Here is a 16,942-nt window from a genome sequence, read left to right as displayed (position 1 = left end):
GTTCGCGATTCATCCCGCCGTGCGACGTTCCGATGCTCCTCCGACGGCCTGGCGACCCGCCGTACGACGACCCCCGAGGGGTCGCCGAGATCGGCCGCGGCGGGCCGCTTGACCGCGGCGTCGGCCTTCCGATAAGCTCGCTGGGGCTTACCAGGCTTTGGGTAGGTTTGCGCGGGCCGGGGAGTCGGGGCATGCCGAGGCGGTTGAACGGGTATCTGACCGTCAAGGGGGCGGCCGAATTCCTGGGCGTCTCGGCCGAGACCCTGCGGAACTGGGACCGGTCCGCCAAGCTGACGCCGCGCCGCCATCCCGTGAACGGCTATCGGCTCTACGAGAAGAACGAGCTGGAGGCGATGCTGCTGCGCGTCGAGGGCCGGTCGGCCCCCGAGGCGCGGCCGGGACGCGCCGGCGCGGTCGGGGACGAAGGCGGGGAGCGATGAGCAACGGGGCGGAAACGACGGCCGTGGGGGGCCGGGGGGGCGTCGGGCGCGAGGCCCGGGCGCTGCCCAAGGTCCCGACGGGGATCGAGGGCCTGGACGAGATCCTGGGGGGCGGCCTGCCCCGGGGCCGGCCCACGCTGATCTGCGGCAGCGCCGGCTGCGGCAAGACGCTGTTCGGCATGGAGTTCCTGGTCAAGGGAGTGCTCCTGCACGGCGAGCCCGGCGTCTTCATGGCCTTCGAAGAGAGCGAGGAGGAGCTGACGCAGAACGTCCGCTCGCTCGGCTTCGACCTCGACCGCCTGGTCGAGGAGGGCCGCTTCGCCGTCGACTACGTGCACATCGATCGCAGCGAGATCGAGGAGAACGGCGAGTACGACCTGGAGGGCCTGTTCATCCGCCTGGGGCTGGCGATCGACTCGATCGGCGCCAAGCGGGTCGTCCTGGACACGCTGGAGACCCTCTTCGGCGGGCTCTCCAACGAGGCGGTCCTCCGCGCCGAGCTGCGGCGGCTCTTCCGGTGGCTGAAGGAGAAGGGGGTGACGGCCGTCATCACCGCCGAGCGGGGCGACGGCACGCTGACCCGGCAGGGCCTGGAGGAGTACGTCTCCGACTGCGTCATCCTGCTCGACCACAGGGTGTACGACCAGGTCTCGACCCGGCGGCTGCGGGTCGTCAAGTATCGGGGGACGAGCCACGGGACCAACGAGTTCCCGTTCCTGATCGACGAGGAGGGCATCACCGTCCTGCCCGTCACGTCGATGGGCCTGCAGCACGAGGCGTCCGACGAGCGGGTCTCCAGCGGCGTGCCCCAGCTCGACGCGATGCTCGGCGGCGGCGGCTTCTACCGGGGGTCGAGCATCCTGGTCTCGGGCACGGCCGGCTCGGGCAAGACGAGCCTCGCCGGCCACTTCGCCGAGGCCGCCTGCCGGCGCGGCGAGCGCTGCCTGTACTTCGCCTTCGAGGAGTCGCGGAGCCAGGCGGTGCGCAACGCGCGGTCGATCGGCCTGGACCTGCAGCGCTGGATCGACGACGGCCTGCTCCTCTTCCACGCCACGCGGCCGACCTTCTCGGGCCTGGAGGTCCACCTGGCGTCGATGCTCAAGCTCATCCGCGACTTCCGCCCGGACGTCGTGGTGGTCGACCCGATCAGCAACATGATCTCCGCGGGCACGCCGGGCGAGGCGCACGCCATGCTGCTGCGGCTGATCGACGCGCTGAAGCACCGCCAGGTGACGGCGCTGTTCACCAGCCTGAACTCGGCCGGCGACGCCAGCCTGGAGCAGACCGACCTGGGGATCTCGTCGCTGATCGACAGCTGGATCCTGGTGCGCGACATCGAGCTGGGGGGCGAGCGCAACCGCGGGATGTACATCCTCAAGTCGCGCGGCATGGCGCACTCCAACCAGATCCGCGAGTACCTGCTGACCGACCGCGGCATCGCGCTTCTGGACGTCTACGTGGGTCCCGAGGGCGTGCTCACCGGCTCGATGCGGCTCGCCCAGGAGGCGCGCGAGGCGGCCGCGACGGCGGCCCGCGAGCAGGAGGACGCCCGCCGCCGCCGCGAGGTCGAACGCCGCCGCGCCGCCCTCGAGGCCCAGATCGCCGCCCTCCGGGCCGATCTGGACCGGGTCGAAGACGAGGCGACGGCCACGGACGAGGAATCGCAGGCCCGCGAACGCCGCCGGACGCTCGACCGCGAGACGATGGCGCAGAGCCGCAAGGTGGGCGAGGACGACGAGACGGCGGCCCCGAGGCGGCCGACGAAGGAGGGGGACCATGGATCGCGAGCTTGAATCGGACGCGGGCGACGGGGCCCCGCCCGAAGCCGACGGGGTGATCGAGCTGCGGCTCTACATCGCCGGCCAGACGCCCAAGTCGGTCGCCGCCCTGGCGAACCTGCGGCGGGTCTGCGAGGAGAACATCGCCGCCGGCCGCTACCGGATCGAGGTGATCGACCTGGTCGAGCAGCCGGCCCGCGCCCGGACCGACCAGATCGTGGCCATCCCCACCCTGGTCCGCCGGCTCCCCGCGCCGCTCCGGAAGGTGATCGGCGACCTGTCCAACGCCGACCGCGTGCTCGTCGGCCTCCAGATCGACCCCTAATCGCGCCGCGACGAGGACGCCATGTCTCAGGACGGTGCGCAAGACGCCGACGCCGAGTCGGTCGCGCGGCTGAGGGCCGAGATCGAGGAGCTGCGGCTGCGCCTGGGCGAGGCCGAGGAGACGATCCGCGCCATCCGCCACGGCGAGGTCGACGCCTTCGTCGTCGCCGCCGGGGCCGACGCCGACGCCGAGGACGACCGGGTGATCACCCTGGAGACGGCCGAGCACCCCTATCGCCGCCTCGTCGAGGCGATGCACCAGGCGGCGCTTACGGTGGCGGCCGACGGCACGATCCTGTACGCCAACCGCGCGTTCGCCCGGGCCGTGCTGCGGCCCAGCGAGGCGATCCTGGGCCGGCCGGTCGGCGACCTGATCGCCGAGGCCGGCCGTCCCACGCTCGCCGAGGTCCTCGCCCGGGGCGCGGGGGCGCGGGGCGAGGTGCTGCTGCTCCGAGGCGACGGCGAGAGCCTGCCGGTGCGGGTGGCGACGGGCGAGCCGGCCGGCGAGGGGGTGGCCTGCCTGATCATCACCGACCTGACCGACCAGCGCCGGCTCGCCGAGGTCGTCGCCGCCGAGACCCTCTCGCGGTCGATCCTCGAGCAGGCCGTCGACGCCATCGTCGTCGGCGACCCGGGCGGCACCCTGATCCGCGCCGGCGTGGCGGTCCGGCGGCTCTGCGGGCGAGATCCGCGGGGGCTGGGCTTCGACGAGGCCTTCCCCCTGATCCGCCGCGGCGGCGCGGCGGGCTCGCCGTTCGTGCTGCCGATCTCGCGGGTCATCTCCGGCGAGACGGTCCGGGGCGTGGAGGTCAGCCTGACGGCGGCCGAGGGCGCGCGGGGGCGCGACCTGGACCTGCTGCTGAGCGTCGGCCCGCTCAAGGACGTCGAGGGGATCGTGGTCGGCTTCGTCGCCACGCTCACCGACGTCACCGAGCTGCGCCGCGCCGAGGAGGCCCTCCGCGAGGCCGACCGCCGCAAGGACGAGTTCCTGGCCACGCTCGCCCACGAGCTGCGCAACCCCCTGTCCGCCATCGCCAACGCGGCGCGGGTCGCCCGCCTGGCCCCCGACGAGGCGTCGGGCCGGGGCTGGGCCCTGGACGTCGTCGACCGCCAGGGCCGCCAGCTCGCGCACCTGGTCGACGACCTGCTCGACGTCTCGCGGATCAGCCTGGGGAAGATCGAGCTGCGCAAGGAGGCCCTCGACGCCCGCGTCGTCGTCGAGCGCGCCGCCCAGGCCGTCCGGCCCCAGCTCGCCGCCAAGTCGCAGGCGCTCGACCTGGCCCTCGACGAGGGCCCGCTCCCCGTCGACGCCGACCCGACGCGGCTGGAGCAGGTCCTGGTCAACCTGCTCGCGAACGCGTCCAAGTACACCGACGCGTCGGGCCGGATCGCGATCGTCGCCCGGGCCGAGGGGGGCCGTGCGACGCTCCGCGTCGAGGACGACGGCATCGGCATCGCCCCGGGAGACCTGGGGCGGATCTTCGAGCTGTTCGGCCAGGTCGACGACTCGATCGCCCGCTCGCACGGCGGCCTCGGCATCGGCCTGACGCTGGTGCGGCGGCTCGTGGAGCTGCACGGCGGCGACGTCGCCGCCGAGAGCGCCGGCCTGGGCCGCGGCAGCGCCTTCACCGTCCGGCTCCCCCTGGCCCGCGAGGCGGCCGAGGCCCCGGCGCCGGCCGTCGCGGCCCCCCCCTCGCGCCCGCCCGCCGGCGGCCGCATCCTGCTCGTCGACGACAACGTCGACGGCGTGTCGGGCCTCGCCCGGCTCCTGCGGGAACGCGGCTTCGACGTCCGGACCGCCCACGACGGCCCCGCCGCGCTCGCGGCGGCCGAGGCCGACCTCCCCGCGGTCGCGGTCCTCGACATCGGCCTGCCCGGCATGGACGGCTACGAGCTGGCCGCGCGGCTCCGCGGCCGCTTCGGCGGCCGGGTCGCGCTCTACGCGGTCTCGGGCTACGGCCGGGAGGAGGACGTCCGCCGGGCGAAGCAGGCCGGCTTCGACGGCTACCTCGTCAAGCCCGTCGACGTCGACATGCTCCTGCAATCGCTCCCCACCGCCGCCGCGCCCCGGGCGGGCCGCTGACGGCCCGGGACGGCGGCCTCGCCTCGACCGGCCGGCTGGCGGCCCTCGACACGATTTCGAACTGCGTTCGATTTAGAATGTCAATTTATCAAAATCCGCTTGAATATTTGATATGATTGATATACTCTGTGGATACGGCAGGGGTTGGCGCCGGCCCCTAATTGCGACGACGGCCAGCACCGCGTCGCCCCCCTGACCCGCTTACAGACGCCGCAGGACGACGGAAGGTCCTGCGCCGCCCGTCGAGATTACGGCCTCGGCGGGCGGCGCGCGAGCGTAATCAGGCATAAAAGCAAGACATTCTGATATTACTTATGCGAACATAGTTGAATTCTAGATAAGTTCAGCGTACTCTGGAGGCGCGGCGGGGGTCGGCGCCGGCCCTTAATTGCGACGACGGTCGGATCCGCGTCGCCCCCCTGGTCCGCATGAGAACGCCGCCGGGCACCTTGCGAAGAGTCTGGGGTCGGCGGCGCCGTCATGCGCCGATCGGCGAGACCCCCCCGGCCGCGGTGGAAGCGGAATCGATTCGGACATTTGCGTCGTAATATGTTCCTAGTCTAAATAGTACTTCGATCGCCCCGCCGATTTCCGCGTTCGCTCGGCCGAAGACCATTGAAGGGCCCCCTGCGACCGTCGCGCTCGGGAGCCGGCCGTTCATTCGGGCTGCTCAGCTTCGGTCGTCCGGCCCCTGCACTTCTCGAGGGGGCGCGGCGTCGGAGCCGGACGGTTCGAGTCGACGGCGGCTTTCGCCAGGCCGGCCAGTTCGGGGATCGCGGCCGAGAGGCCGGCCGCGAGGGCCTTCGCGTTGGTCAGGTTCTCCAGCAGGCCGCCCGTGGACAGGTCGTGGACCGCCTGGGCGACGGCCGTTGACATCTCCCTGACGAGGGTCTCGGCGACGACGCTCGCGACTTCGTCCGCGATCTTGGCCTCGCGGGCTACGCGGAGCCGCTCGACCTCGGCCGCCCGTTCAACGCGGAGCCGTTCGGCCTCGTATTCCAGGTCGCTGCGCCGTTTCGCGTCGCGCCTGGCCAGCCACCAGGCCCACGCCGACGCGCCGACGGCCCCCGCGGTCGCGATCCCCGACGCGCCGGCCGGCGTCTGGAGCCACGAAAGGGCGGCGCTGCCGGCGAATGTCGTCGAGACGCCCGCCGCCGCGTAAAGAAATCCTCCACCCTGGTGCATCGTCGTCGACCCGCCTCCTTGTGGCGCGTGCGCCCCCGGGTCGATCGCCCGGTGAAGCCGCCTTATCTTAGGATGGGCCCAGAAACGACTTTGGAGACGACAAGGCTCCGAAGGACTTCGGAACTCGGTCGGTTTCCGAGGCGAAACGAACAACAAACTCTTCCCACCATGGAGCGGAATGCGAAAGCTGCGCGCCGGACCGGTCACAGGCGCCTTCGAGGCCGATGCGGCCAGCCGGTGGCTGTGATCTTCGGATCCACGGGTCCCCGGGATCCACTTCACCCGAGCCCGATGATCCGACTGGCGCCAGGAAAATAGCCGATGCGGGCCGGAATCCTGGTCGAACTGAATCGTGATCACATCCTACATGTCGTAAGCTCGTCTCGATGCGACGTGGCATCGACGGAAGTACGACGGGAAGGAGGCCCGACGATGGACGACCTCAGGACGCCGAAAGACGCGGACTTGGCTGATATGATGGAGACCTACGCCCGGATGGTGCGGCTTCAGGGACGGATCCAGGACCTCCTGCGCCGCCTCGAACAGGCTCAGGGCTATCTGGACGAGCCCGGCAGCAACCAGTTCATCGGCCGCGAGCGATACGAGCGCGCCCGGGTCCAGTGCTCCGACGCGATCGTCGACCTCCGCGACGCGCGGCACCTGGCGCATCGCTGGCTCAACCTGGCCGAGCGACGAGTCGGGCACGAGGGGCCGAAGGGGCATTTCCCTGAACCCGCGTGATCCGCATCAGGCCGGCCGGCCGCCGCCGAGCGAGCGGTCGAGGTTGAACGCGGCGCTGATGAGGGCCAGGTGGGTGAACCCCTGGGGGAAGTTGCCCAGCGCCTCGCCGCGGGATCCGGTCTCTTCGCCGTAGAGGCCCAGGTGGCTGGCGTAGCCGAGCATGTGCTCGAACTTCAGCCGGGCGTCCCGCAGGTAGGCCGGGTCGGCCCGGCCGGCGCGGGTCAGGGCCTCGACCATCCAGAACGAGCACATGTTGAACGCCCCCTCGCCGCCCTCCAGGCCGTCGGGGCTCTGCGCGGGGTCGTAGCGGTAGACCAGGCTGTCGGACGCCAGCCCGCCCTCCTCGAATGGCCGGCGGATCGCGTCCAGGGTCTTCAGCAGCCGGGGGTCGGTCGGCGAGAGGAAGAAGACCATCGGCATGATCAGGGCCGAGGCGTCGAGCACCTCGGAGCCGTACGACTGGACGAACGACTGCTTCGTGTCGCTCCAGCCGTTCTGCATCACGTCCAGGTAGATCTCGTCGCGGGCCTTCCCCCAGCGCGCGCGGTCGGCGGGGAACGACCGCTTGTCGGCCAGCCGGATCGCCCGGTCGACGGCCACCCAGCACATCAGCTTCGAATAGACGTACTGCCGACGGCCGCTGCGGGCCTCCCAGATCCCCTCGTCCTCGCGCCGCCAGTTCTCGCAGACGTAGTCGACGATCCGTTCGAGCTGGACCCACAGGTCGTACGAGATCGGGTTGCCGTGCTTGTTGTAGAGGTAGACGGCGTCGAGCAGCTCGCCGTAGAGGTCGAGCTGGAGCTGGCCCGAGGCCGCGTTGCCGATGCGGACCGGACGCGAGCCGCGATAGCCGTCGAGGTGGCCGAGCGTCTCCTCGGCCAGGTCGTGGCGGCCGTCGATGCCGTAGACGACCTGCAGGGGGGCGTCGCCGCAGGTCTCGTGGCAGCGGGCCTCGATCCAGCTCATGAACCGGCCGGCCTCCTCGGTGAAGCCGATCCGCATGAGCCCGTAGAGCGTGAAGGCGGCGTCGCGGATCCAGGTGAAGCGGTAGTCCCAGTTCCGCCCGCCGCCGGGCTGTTCCGGCAGTCCGCACGTCGGCGCGGCGACGATCGCGCCGGTCGGCTCGTAGGTCAGCAGCTTGAGCGTCAGCGCCGACCGCTGGACGACCTCGCGCCAGCGGCCCATGTACGTGCAATGCGAGAGCCAGCGCTGCCAGTAGGCGATGGCGGCTTCCATCAGCTCCTGGGCCTCCTCCGAGGCGAACGGCCGGTCGCAGGGCTCGCGGAGGGCGAAGGCGACGGTCTCGCCGGGCTTGAGCGTGAACTCGGCGGCGACGCCCCGGCCGTCGCCCTCCAGGTCGACGCCGCCGGCCAGTTGCAGGGCCAGGCCCGGCCCGTCGAACGTGGCCGTCGCGCCGTCGATCCGCAGGGTGTGCTCGGCGCGGGCGTAGTCGAAGGCCGGCCGGCAGTGCAGGTGGAACGGGACCTCGCCGCGGATGACGTGGACCTTCCGGACCAGGAAGGGCGCGCCGGGACGGCCCCGCACGCCCACCGGCATGAAGTCGGTCACCTCGGCCACGCCGTTCTCGGACAGGAACCGGGTGATCAGGACGTTCGTGTCGGGCCAGTACAGCTGCCGTCGCGTGGCGTGCGGGCAGCTCGGCGCGACCCGGAACGACCCCCCTTTGCGGTCGTCGAGGATGGCGGCGAAGACGCTCGGCGAGTCGAACCGGGGGTAGCACAGCCAGTCGATCGAGCCGTCCTGGCCGACGAGCGCGGCGGTGTGCAGGTCGCCGATCAACCCATAATCTTCAATCGGTCGATAGCTCATTACGGCTCCCGGCCCCGGTGCCTCCGGATCGTTTCCGCGAGACGGATGCAAACAGGATGCCGGAGCCGTTGGCGCGGCCCGCGAGTCAGCCGAGGCGATGAGGTCAGGGGGGCGAGGCGGCCAGGCCGACGATCGTCAGGTCGAGCGGCTTGCCGGCCGCGGCCTTCGCGAGGGTCAGGACGACTTCCTTGACCTGCGCGAGCCCGGGGGTGGCCGGCAGCTGGATGCGGACCTCGGCGTCGGCGGCCCCGGTCGGGGCGAGGTCGAAGGCGACCTCGGTGGGGATGAGGCCGGGGCCGGCGTTGGTCGCGGTCGGGACCGGCTTGAGGGCGAGCGAGGCGGCGGTCGCGTCGGACTTCAGGCGGTACTTCAGGGTGAGGACGGTCCCCGAGAGGTCGAAGCCCCCCACGCCCGCGGCGACGAAGGCCACGCCCGGCTCGGAGATCCGCGGGCTGCGGACGAAGAATCCGGCGCCCGCGCCGCGGCCCGACTCGATCGGGTGGGTCTTGGCGTCCCAGGCGAAGGCCGAGGCCCCGGCGCCGAGCAGGTCGGCCCCGACGCCGGCCCGGAAGACGCTTTGAAGGCCAGCGCCCAGCTCCCGGGAGTCGAGGTACGTCTTCATGTGTTCCGACGCCGTGCCGAGCAGGCCGAGGATCAGCGAGAACGTGTGCGCCGAGGTCTGGAAGGTGATCGGCTCTTTCGAGGGCGCGTTGTAGCCCTCCCAGGGGCCGTGATCGGTCAGAAGGGTCGCGATCGTCGGCCAGTTGGCGGCCAGGAAGGCCTCGACCTTGGCGGGGGCGACGGCGTAGGCCGGGCCGATCGTGTAGAGCGAGGGGGCGTCGGTGATCCGGGGGTTGGGGGCGACGGTGACCTCGGGGATGCCGATCGAGCCCGTGTACTGCGTCCCCCGGCCGCTGTACGACTCGGAGAGGAAGCCGGGGAGCCCGTTGCGCGTCGAGTAGTCGACCTCGACGGCGATGAAGTCCTCCAGCAGCCGCCGCCAGCTCGGGCGGTCGAGTTCCGTCATGGCCAGCTCGAAGCCCAGGCCCTGGAAGGCCGAGCCCTCCCACGGCGCCAGCACGTGCAGCGTGCGGCCGTCGCCCGCCTTGTAGGGGCGGATCTTGAAGCCCAGGTTCTTGATCGCGTCGAGCGGCAGCCCGTAGCGCAGGACGACGAACGTGGCCGGGCCCCGGAACTCGTTGACGAGGTAGTCGACGTGCCCCGTGACCCACTTCCCCTCCAGGTCGTTCCAGCCGAAGAGGCGGTCGCGCGAGGCGTCGCGGCCGAAGTAGAACTGGCCGGCGGCGGGGTCGTACAGCCGGGCGTAGCCGGCGCGCTGGTTCTCCAGGAACTGCTCCAGCTTCTGCCGCAGGTCGACGACCTCGGGGGCGTCCTTGACGTCGGGTCGAAGGAGCGCTCCGATGCAGCGGGCGATCGACGACGAGAGGTTGGCGTTGTCGACGAAGACGGTCATGACGACCCGCTCATCGAGCACGTCCATGATCTTCTGCTTCGACTCGTTGTCGCGGAAGGGCGCCAGCTCGCCGTCGAAGTGCTCCCAGCCGAACGTGGGGGTGCGGTTCACCGCGGCCTCGGCGCCGTCCTTGCGCGGCGTGATCCAGTTCTTGGCGACGAGCGCCTTCCACGCGGCTTCGGCTTTCTCGGCCCCGAGCGCCGCGACGAGTTTGGCCTTGTCGACGTCGGACGTCAGGGGCCCCAGCCGCTTGCCGGTGGCGAGGTCCAGGAAGTTCCCCAGCAGGCCGTCGGCGCCCAGGCGGGGGTCGCCCTGGTCGCGAAGCAGGCTGCGGGTCTGATGCGCGAGCCGCCCGAGCGCGTCCTGGCGCGACATCAGGGGCGAGTCGCAGAGCCCGGCGGCGACGTTGGCGAGGATCTCCATCCCCTGGCCGATCGCCGTGAGCTGCGTGAACGACCGCAGGTAGAGCCCCTTGGCCGGGTCCTGGTTCCAGCCCTCGAACGGGTAGCCCGACGCGGCGTCGAAGATGCGGTTGTCCGGCCCCAGATAGCGCAGGGCGTTCGCCAGCAGCGCCCGGGCGTGGGGGTGCTCGGCGGGGACGGTGGGGAAGACGAAGCCGGGCTCGGTCGCGACCGACTGCGCCGGGGCGGGCGTCGCGCCCAGGGCCACGGACAGGCCGAAAAGCCATCTCATCCGAAATCTCATATCAACGCTCCTGCGCCCCCGGGGGACGCCCTTCGGCCTTCCGCATCTGCTCGGCGTAGGCTTCGAGGCGAGCGTCTCGGCCGGCGTATTCGTCCTCGGCCCTCAGATAGGGATCGGCCCATCGCGCGTCCGCCGCCTTCTCCCGGTCGTCCCGGATCAGAGTCGCGGCCAGCATCCACGCGACCGGCAGGATGATCGCCAGGCAGACGACTAGAATCCATCGCCTCGCCGTCATCTTCGCGTCCACGCCTCGGCCCTCGCCGCGGTCGACCCGCCGGCGAACGGGCTCCCGGAAACGTCCCGCACGACGCGGACGTCCCCCAGTTCCTCGGCGGCCTCGACCGCCGCGTCCTGGACGTCGCCGCCGGCGAGCCCCAGGCCGAGGACCGACTCCATCGCCTGGCGGTACATCCAGCCGGCCGCGCCCGTGTAGCCATTCCAGATCATACGGCCCGGGTCGAACGTCGTCACCATGTCGGCCGCCTGCTTGTTGGGCTGGCCGCCGTAGGTCTCGATCGATTCGGGGGTCGCGTGGAAGACGGCCGCGACCTTCTTCCAGAGCCGGAAGGCCGTCTCGACGTGGGCCGCCGCCGCCTCGTCGTCGCCCCGCCGCCGCGCCCGATCGGCCAGCAGACGCGCGGCGCGGACGAGCCACTGCACGCCGTGGCAGTACATGCCGTTCTCGCGGACCCCCTCGGGGTACCAGCTGCTGCGGCCGAGGTACGGGTGCGTGTCCTCGCGGAGCGGCGGCGTGCCCAGCAGGATGGTGTCCTCCCGCTCCAGCTCGCCGAGGGCCGTCTCGAAGACGATCGGGTCGTGGTCGGGGTCGATGTCGGCCATCACGGCCCAGGCGGCGGTGAGGGCGTCGATCTCCCAGACGCCGCTCCCCCTCACGCCGATCTCGGTGCCGTCGTCGTGGATCGCCCGCAGGTAGCGGTCGCCCCGCCAGGTCGCCCGGATCGCCGCGTTCAGGTCGGTTAGGCGAGAGGCGTAGTGGCCGCTCAGGCCGCCGTCGCGGGCCGCGATCGTCGGGATGAAGCGCTGAAGGATGTACGACAGGAAGATCCCCAGCCAGACGCTCTCGCCCCGGCCCTGGCTGCCGATCTCGTCGAGGCCGTCGTTCCAGTCGCCGGTGCCGATCAGGGGCAGGCCGTGGGCCCCCATCTTGCGATCGAGCACGAGGTCGACCGCGCGGAGGCAGTGGCGATAGACCGTGTCGTCGCGGGTCGAGCGGATCGGGTCGAAGCCCATGCCGTGCTTGCCCGCCGGCAGGGGGTCGAATGGCTGCTCCGACTCCAGGTAGGGCGTCCGCTCGTCGAGCAGCGAGACGTCGCCGGTCGCGTCGACGTACTCCACCACCGCCCAGGCCAGCCACAGCAGGTTGTCGGAAGCGTGCGAGCGGCCGACGAAGCCGGTGCGGCCGTCCTGCAGGCGGTGGAACCAGTGGACGACGTCGCCTTCGAGGAACTGTTGCGACGCGTGCAGCAAAATCTGCCGCCGCGCGATCGCCGGGTCGACCCAGATCAGGTTGACCGAGTCCTGCAACTGGTCGCGGAAGCCGTAGGCGCCGCTCGCCTGGTAGAACCCCCGTCGCGACCAGATCCGCTCGGCGAGCGCCTGGTACTTGAGCCAGTCGAGGTAGGCGTCGAACTCCGGCAGCGCCGACTCGACCCGGACGGTGCCGATCAGGGCCGACCACCAGCGGCGGGTGGCCTCCAGGGCCTCCTCGGCGGCGGCGACGTTCTGGTACTTGCGGATCACCGCCTCGGCCGCGCGGCGGTCGTCGGCCTGGCCCAGCAGGACGACCACCGTCCGCGTCCCCCGCGCCGGGATTTCGAGCGTCGACAGCAGGCCGGCGACCGGTCGGTCGTCGAGGACCGCGGCGGCGTCGGGCTCGCCGTGCTGCACGAAGTGGGGCCGGGCCAGGTCGCGGCCCGCGCCGAAGAACCGGCCGCGGGTCGTCTCGAACCGCTCGACCTCGCTCGACGAGGCGACGAACGCCGGCCCGCTGCGGAAGGTGTTGCGGAGGTTCTCGAAGAAGGCCGCGTGGAGCGTCGGGTCGATGCGCACGGCCAGGCTCCCCGAGAACTCGGGCTGGCCGGCGAGCACCATCTGGAAGTAGGCCCCCAGCCGCAGCCGCCGGGGGGCGTCGCCGCGGTTCTTGATCGTCAGCACGTACACGCCGGTCGGGTCGTCGGGCGGGACGAAGACGGTCAGCTCGGTCTCGATCGTCCCCTTGCTCATGCGGAAGACGGCCGTGCCGTCGACGCCGAACTCCGACTCGGTCGCCGCCTCGGGGTCGTCGAGCGGCTGGTACGTCGGCGAGAACCACCCGCCGGTCGCCGGCTCGAACAGGTAGAAGGCCTCCGAGGGGACCTCCTTCGTCACGACGTCCGACCAGTCGGGCGTGAGCCGGTTCTGCTGGGCGTTGACGCTCGCCGACGTGTGCAAACCCCGATTCGTCACGACCACGATGTGCCCGAGCGCGTTGGCCATCGTGTGGTCGAACGGCCGGGGGGTGAACGGCGTGCGGACGGTGAGCTTCGAGCCGTCCTCCGAGAACTCGGCGTAGGGCGACGGCGTCCCCGGGGGGATCTCGCCGTGGCCGATGCGGTGCTCCGCCTTCCGCGTCCGGGTCGCCGCCGCCGCCCGCGCGTTCGGCATGTCGAGGTGACGCGCGATCAGGTCGATCGCCGCCGCCTTGTCGGCCGCCATGCCGATCAGGAACCGCACCTTCCCCTCGGACTTCGGCGGGGCGGTCACGCCGACGAGCAGGCTGGCGATCGGATCGAGCGTTGGGTGCGACGCCTCGTCGTTCGCCGCCATGAAGTCCAGCGTCTCCAGGGCTCGGGGCCTCGCCAGCCCGCGGGCCCGGCCGATGAAGTCCATGCGCGACGACAGGAACCCTTCGGGCCGGCGGTCGACGGCCAGGAAGCCGAGGGCCTTCGCGTGTTTGTCCCAGGCCAGGACCGCGTGCAGCGCGTCGACGTACTCGATCTCGGCGAAGAGCCGGTTGTACTGGGTGTGGTTGCGGTCGGCCCCGGGCTGGTTGAGGACCCATTCCAGGTAGGGGACGATCTTGAACGCCATCGCCCGGTCGGTCGGGTTCACCAGGGTCACCGTCCACAGCTCGACCGGGTCGCCGCCGGCGGGGAGCCTGACCTCGACGTCCACCAACCCGTCGTCGAGCCAGCCCTGCGTCGACCTCAGGGCGTCGTCGTGGAGACTCCACGTCCGGGCCCCGGGCTCGAGGACCGCACCCGGCGGGTTGCCGGCGAGGACCGCGACCGACCCGTCCTCTTCCACGAGGAAGAGCGCCCGGCCGGCCGGATCGAGCAGGTCGTACGAGCGTCGGCCGACGTCCTGATCCTTCGACGGCGAGCGGCCCACAATCGCGCCGTCCTCGCGGACCGTCAATTCGTAGGCGTCGTTGCGGATCGTGTGCGTCGCCGGCTCGCGCGTCCCGAACCGGCGGCGGACCAGGCGGACGATCGTGCAGACGAGTGCGCAGGCGACGACCGCGAGGGCCAGCATGCCGAGCCGCTCGCCGATCGGCCGCGCGAGGACGTCCTCCCAGAAGCCGCCGGGGCGGGCGCTCAGGGTCTCGGCCGCGCTCCAGGCCTTGTCCCAGTCGGCGCCGCGGGGGATGTAGAACGGCAGCAGCAGCGGGGCCCAGGTGGCGAACCGCTTGACGGCCTCGGGGATGCAGCGGGCCGTCGCCGACGGGGCGAGGTAGCGCGCCAGCTTGCGCTCGCCGGCGTCGACCCCGAGGAAGCTCAGGTTGACGAGCGTCGCCACCCGCAGGCCCATGTGGTCGGCCCAGATCAGGACGCGGACGGCGTCGTACGCCAGCAGATAGATGAACATCTGCAGCGACCAGGCGCGGAAGTCGGCCGGCGAGGTCGTCAGGTAGTGGAACGTCGAGGCGACCGTCCGCAACGCCCCGTCCTGGTTGTACCAGCTGGGCTCGCCCATCGGCCGCAGGAACGAGTTGATGATCGGCGACATCCAGAGGCCCCAGCGCGCCACCTGGATCGTGTTCTCGGCGAGTTGCCGCAGGCCGTCGGCCGTGAACATGGCGCGGATCGGCGCGGTCTGGCGCTCGAAGCCGGCCGCCATGAAGGTCCGGTTGAGCGCGAACAGCCAGGCGGCCGTCGACCAGCTCAGCACCCCCGCGAGCGCCTCGGCGAAGAGCAGGTCGGCCCCCCCCTGCACCGTCCCCAGGTTCATGAAGCCCCACTTGCTCACCAGCGGGTAGATCCCGAACGGCTCGGGCGTGCGGCCCACCGACGTGTAGCGCTGGAACTTGGCGATCACCACCGCGAGCTGCGCCGCGTCGACGTAGAAGCCGATCGCCGCGCCAATCAAACCGCCCAGCACCACCCGCGCTCCGTAAAACCGCGGGGCCTGCAGCCGCCCCCGGCCGAGCGCCGAGCGGACGGCGTCGCGGAGGACGTCGACGCCCGCGTACGCCGCCGCGCCGACGAGGAAGCCGAAGCCCGCCCGGTGCGCCATCTCGCGGTCCGGCCACGAGCCCAGGAAGCCGATCGCCAGGCCCATGCCGACGACCGCCCCCCGTGCCGCCAGCCAGGGGTCGCGGTAGCTGCGCGCCAGCCGCTCGAAGAACGGCGGGCTGCCGTCGAACGACTCGAACACCGTCTTGACCAGCGGGAAGGCCAGCGCCCCCAGGAGCGCCGCTCCGACCGCCGGCGCGGCGTCGAACAGGGCGCGGAACGCGGGCCAGCCGGCGAGGGCCGCGGCGACGTACAGGGCGGCCATGAACGTGCCGCTGTAGATCATCCCCTTCTTCACGCCCTGGATCGGATGCGCCCGCATCGAGTCGCCCGTGGGCGGCCGGCCGTTCACGGCGTCGATCGCCAGGCCCGTGAACAGGTAGGCCTCGGCCCACAGGCCGGCCTGCGAGAAGATCGTCGCCAGCAAAACGACCGGTAAACGCAGGCTCGGCGACCAGGCTGCGAGTGCTGGGCCCGAGCCCCACGACGCGATCCAAGGCCCCGCGACGACCGCCGCGGCCGCCGCCAGCATCGTCAGAAACCCGACCGCCGACCGCATCGGCCGGCCGGCGACGACCCAGCTCAGCCCCTCCGCGAGCAGCACGTTGAAGAGGAAGACGACCGCGACCCGGCCCAGGTACGCCGCGACCGCCGAGTCGGTCCCGAGCGCCCCCAGCGTGACGAGGCCGCCGATGGCGCCGATCAGCGCGCCGGCCTCCAGCAGCGTCAGCCCACCCACGACGTACGGCGCGGCCGCGATCAGCGTCGCGCCGGCCGCCTTCAACCCCTTGCCCGTCGCGGCGAGTCGGCCCACATGCGCCACGAAGTAGATCGCCAGCGCCACCGCCGCGCCGGTGCGGCTCAACGAGAGGAGCTGCCAGCCGTCCGTCGGAGCCTGCAAGAGCGTCATCGCGCTCGACGACGAGGCGAGCAGGCCGGCGACCGCCGCGTGCCGGAAGGCCTCCCACGGGCCAGGCGGCCGCCCCGCCAGCAACCACGTCCACCAGGCCCCGACCGCCGCCCCGCCGAGCGCGATCCAGGCCGCGCTCCAGCCGATCTCCAGGCCGTCGAGGCCGCCGACCGCGTACGTCGCCGCGACCAGCAGGGCCGTCGCCGTCCAGCCCGCGCCGAGGGCCAGGTCGCGCGCCAGGGCCCCGACGCCCTCGCGACCTCGGGGCCCGCCGCCGCCGATCCGCAGGGTCCGCAGGATCGTCGCCAGGAGGGCCGCGGCCAGGGCCGCGAGCGCGACGGCCGCGAGCCGCGCAATGCTGTTGAGACTGAGCCCCCGTAACGATGTTATGGGCTCGAATCGCACATCGAAAGATATGGTTCCGACGGCGGGGTCCGGCCCGCCGCGGCGATGGACGGCGAGGACGACCTCGGAGAGCGCGCCGACCGCGCGGCCGTCGAAGAGGTGTTCGGACGTGGTCCATCGGGGGGTCAGGACGACGGGGATCCGCTGCACGCCGGACGACCCCTTGATCTCCAGCGAGGCCTCGACGCCGGCGATCTCCCCGGTTTTTCCGGCCTCCAGGCCGATCCTGACGAGGGTCGGGCGGTCCGCGGAGAGGGCGCCTGCAAATTCTTTCGCAAAGACCCCTACAGTCGCGTCGGAACTGATCGTATAATCGAAACGCGACACATTGCCGCCGGCGGCCGGATCGAATGTCCGAGCCAGGGTCGCCCGCGCCAGCCCAACGTTGAACGTACCTTGTTGACCAGCCTTCTCGAGGGAAGTCGACCCGGGGACTGCGCCGTCGGCGGACTCGCCCGACGCGGCCGGGGCGACGCCGAGCAGCGGGACGAGCGCCGCGATCATCGCGAGTCGGCGACGCCCGGGCCGGATCCTTCCACGATCGCTCATGCTC

The 16,942-nt window shown here is 71.8% G+C and carries 10 protein-coding genes; 5 read left to right on the top strand and 5 right to left on the bottom strand.

Going from position 1 to position 16,942, the window contains the following annotated elements; all coding sequences use genetic code 11:
* Window positions 1-191: 191 nt before the first annotated feature.
* Genes PZE19_RS30920 through PZE19_RS30905 form a run of 4 tightly spaced genes read left to right on the top strand, consistent with a single transcriptional unit; the run spans window position 192 to window position 4,625 of the window.
* Window positions 192-440 (top strand): MerR family DNA-binding transcriptional regulator, encoded by a 249-nt coding sequence (locus tag PZE19_RS30920; RefSeq protein WP_277864529.1) that lies wholly within the window; start codon window positions 192-194, stop codon window positions 438-440.
* Window positions 437-2,233: a circadian clock protein KaiC gene (kaiC, locus tag PZE19_RS30915; RefSeq protein WP_277864528.1), complete on the top strand. Its 1,797-nt coding sequence runs from the start codon at window positions 437-439 to the stop codon at window positions 2,231-2,233. The genes PZE19_RS30920 and kaiC overlap by 4 nt, the downstream gene beginning before the upstream one ends.
* A complete protein-coding gene (locus tag PZE19_RS30910) occupies window positions 2,217-2,543 on the top strand; it encodes a circadian clock KaiB family protein (protein WP_277864527.1) in 327 nt (108 codons plus the stop codon). The genes kaiC and PZE19_RS30910 overlap by 17 nt, the downstream gene beginning before the upstream one ends.
* A 21-nt stretch (window positions 2,544-2,564) precedes the next feature.
* Entirely contained in the window at window positions 2,565-4,625 is a 2,061-nt protein-coding gene (locus PZE19_RS30905; protein WP_277864526.1) for a PAS domain-containing hybrid sensor histidine kinase/response regulator, read from the top strand.
* A gap of 657 nt (window positions 4,626-5,282) precedes the next feature.
* On the opposite strand, the gene PZE19_RS30900 is transcribed toward PZE19_RS30905, so the two are convergent.
* Window positions 5,283-5,810 (bottom strand): hypothetical protein, encoded by a 528-nt coding sequence (locus tag PZE19_RS30900; protein WP_277864525.1) that lies wholly within the window; start codon window positions 5,808-5,810, stop codon window positions 5,283-5,285.
* Between the two features lie 432 nt (window positions 5,811-6,242).
* On the opposite strand from PZE19_RS30900, the gene PZE19_RS30895 reads away from it, so the two are divergent.
* Window positions 6,243-6,551 carry a hypothetical protein gene (locus PZE19_RS30895; RefSeq protein WP_277864524.1) on the top strand — a complete coding sequence of 103 codons (309 nt, stop codon included), beginning with the start codon at window positions 6,243-6,245 and terminating at the stop codon, window positions 6,549-6,551.
* Between the two features lie 6 nt (window positions 6,552-6,557).
* Here PZE19_RS30895 and PZE19_RS30890 read toward each other — a convergent pair whose 3' ends face one another.
* From PZE19_RS30890 to PZE19_RS30875, 4 genes are all read right to left on the bottom strand, one after another.
* Entirely contained in the window at window positions 6,558-8,381 is a 1,824-nt protein-coding gene (locus tag PZE19_RS30890; protein ID WP_277864523.1) for a glycoside hydrolase family 15 protein, read from the bottom strand.
* Between the two features lie 103 nt (window positions 8,382-8,484).
* Window positions 8,485-10,560 (bottom strand): hypothetical protein, encoded by a 2,076-nt coding sequence (locus tag PZE19_RS30885; RefSeq protein ID WP_277864522.1) that lies wholly within the window; start codon window positions 10,558-10,560, stop codon window positions 8,485-8,487.
* 1 nt (window position 10,561) lies between these two features.
* Complete coding sequence (locus tag PZE19_RS30880) at window positions 10,562-10,807, bottom strand: hypothetical protein (protein WP_277864521.1); 246 nt, start codon at window positions 10,805-10,807, stop codon at window positions 10,562-10,564.
* Window positions 10,792-16,938, bottom strand: coding sequence for a GH36-type glycosyl hydrolase domain-containing protein (locus PZE19_RS30875; protein WP_277864520.1), 6,147 nt, complete (start codon window positions 16,936-16,938; stop codon window positions 10,792-10,794). Before PZE19_RS30875 ends, PZE19_RS30880 begins: the two co-directional genes overlap by 16 nt.
* Window positions 16,939-16,942 lie beyond the last annotated feature (4 nt).

The organism is Paludisphaera mucosa (assembly GCF_029589435.1).
In the GTDB taxonomy this organism is placed as follows: Bacteria; Planctomycetota; Planctomycetia; order Isosphaerales; family Isosphaeraceae; genus Paludisphaera; species Paludisphaera mucosa.
This window is presented reverse-complemented; position numbering and strand designations above follow the sequence as displayed.

Excerpts from the sequence above, each read along its gene's own strand:
- PZE19_RS30885 (WP_277864522.1), bottom strand. The coding sequence starts at position 10,560 with ATGAGATTTCGGATGAGATGGCTTTTCGGCCTGTCCGTGGCCCTGGGC.
- PZE19_RS30900 (WP_277864525.1), bottom strand. The coding sequence starts at position 5,810 with ATGCACCAGGGTGGAGGATTTCTTTACGCGGCGGCGGGCGTCTCGACG.
- PZE19_RS30910 (WP_277864527.1), top strand. The coding sequence starts at position 2,217 with ATGGATCGCGAGCTTGAATCGGACGCGGGCGACGGGGCCCCGCCCGAA.
- PZE19_RS30905 (WP_277864526.1), top strand. The coding sequence starts at position 2,565 with ATGTCTCAGGACGGTGCGCAAGACGCCGACGCCGAGTCGGTCGCGCGG.
- PZE19_RS30875 (WP_277864520.1), bottom strand. The coding sequence starts at position 16,938 with ATGAGCGATCGTGGAAGGATCCGGCCCGGGCGTCGCCGACTCGCGATG.
- PZE19_RS30920 (WP_277864529.1), top strand. The coding sequence starts at position 192 with ATGCCGAGGCGGTTGAACGGGTATCTGACCGTCAAGGGGGCGGCCGAA.
- kaiC (WP_277864528.1), top strand. The coding sequence starts at position 437 with ATGAGCAACGGGGCGGAAACGACGGCCGTGGGGGGCCGGGGGGGCGTC.
- PZE19_RS30890 (WP_277864523.1), bottom strand. The coding sequence starts at position 8,381 with ATGAGCTATCGACCGATTGAAGATTATGGGTTGATCGGCGACCTGCAC.
- PZE19_RS30895 (WP_277864524.1), top strand. The coding sequence starts at position 6,243 with ATGGACGACCTCAGGACGCCGAAAGACGCGGACTTGGCTGATATGATG.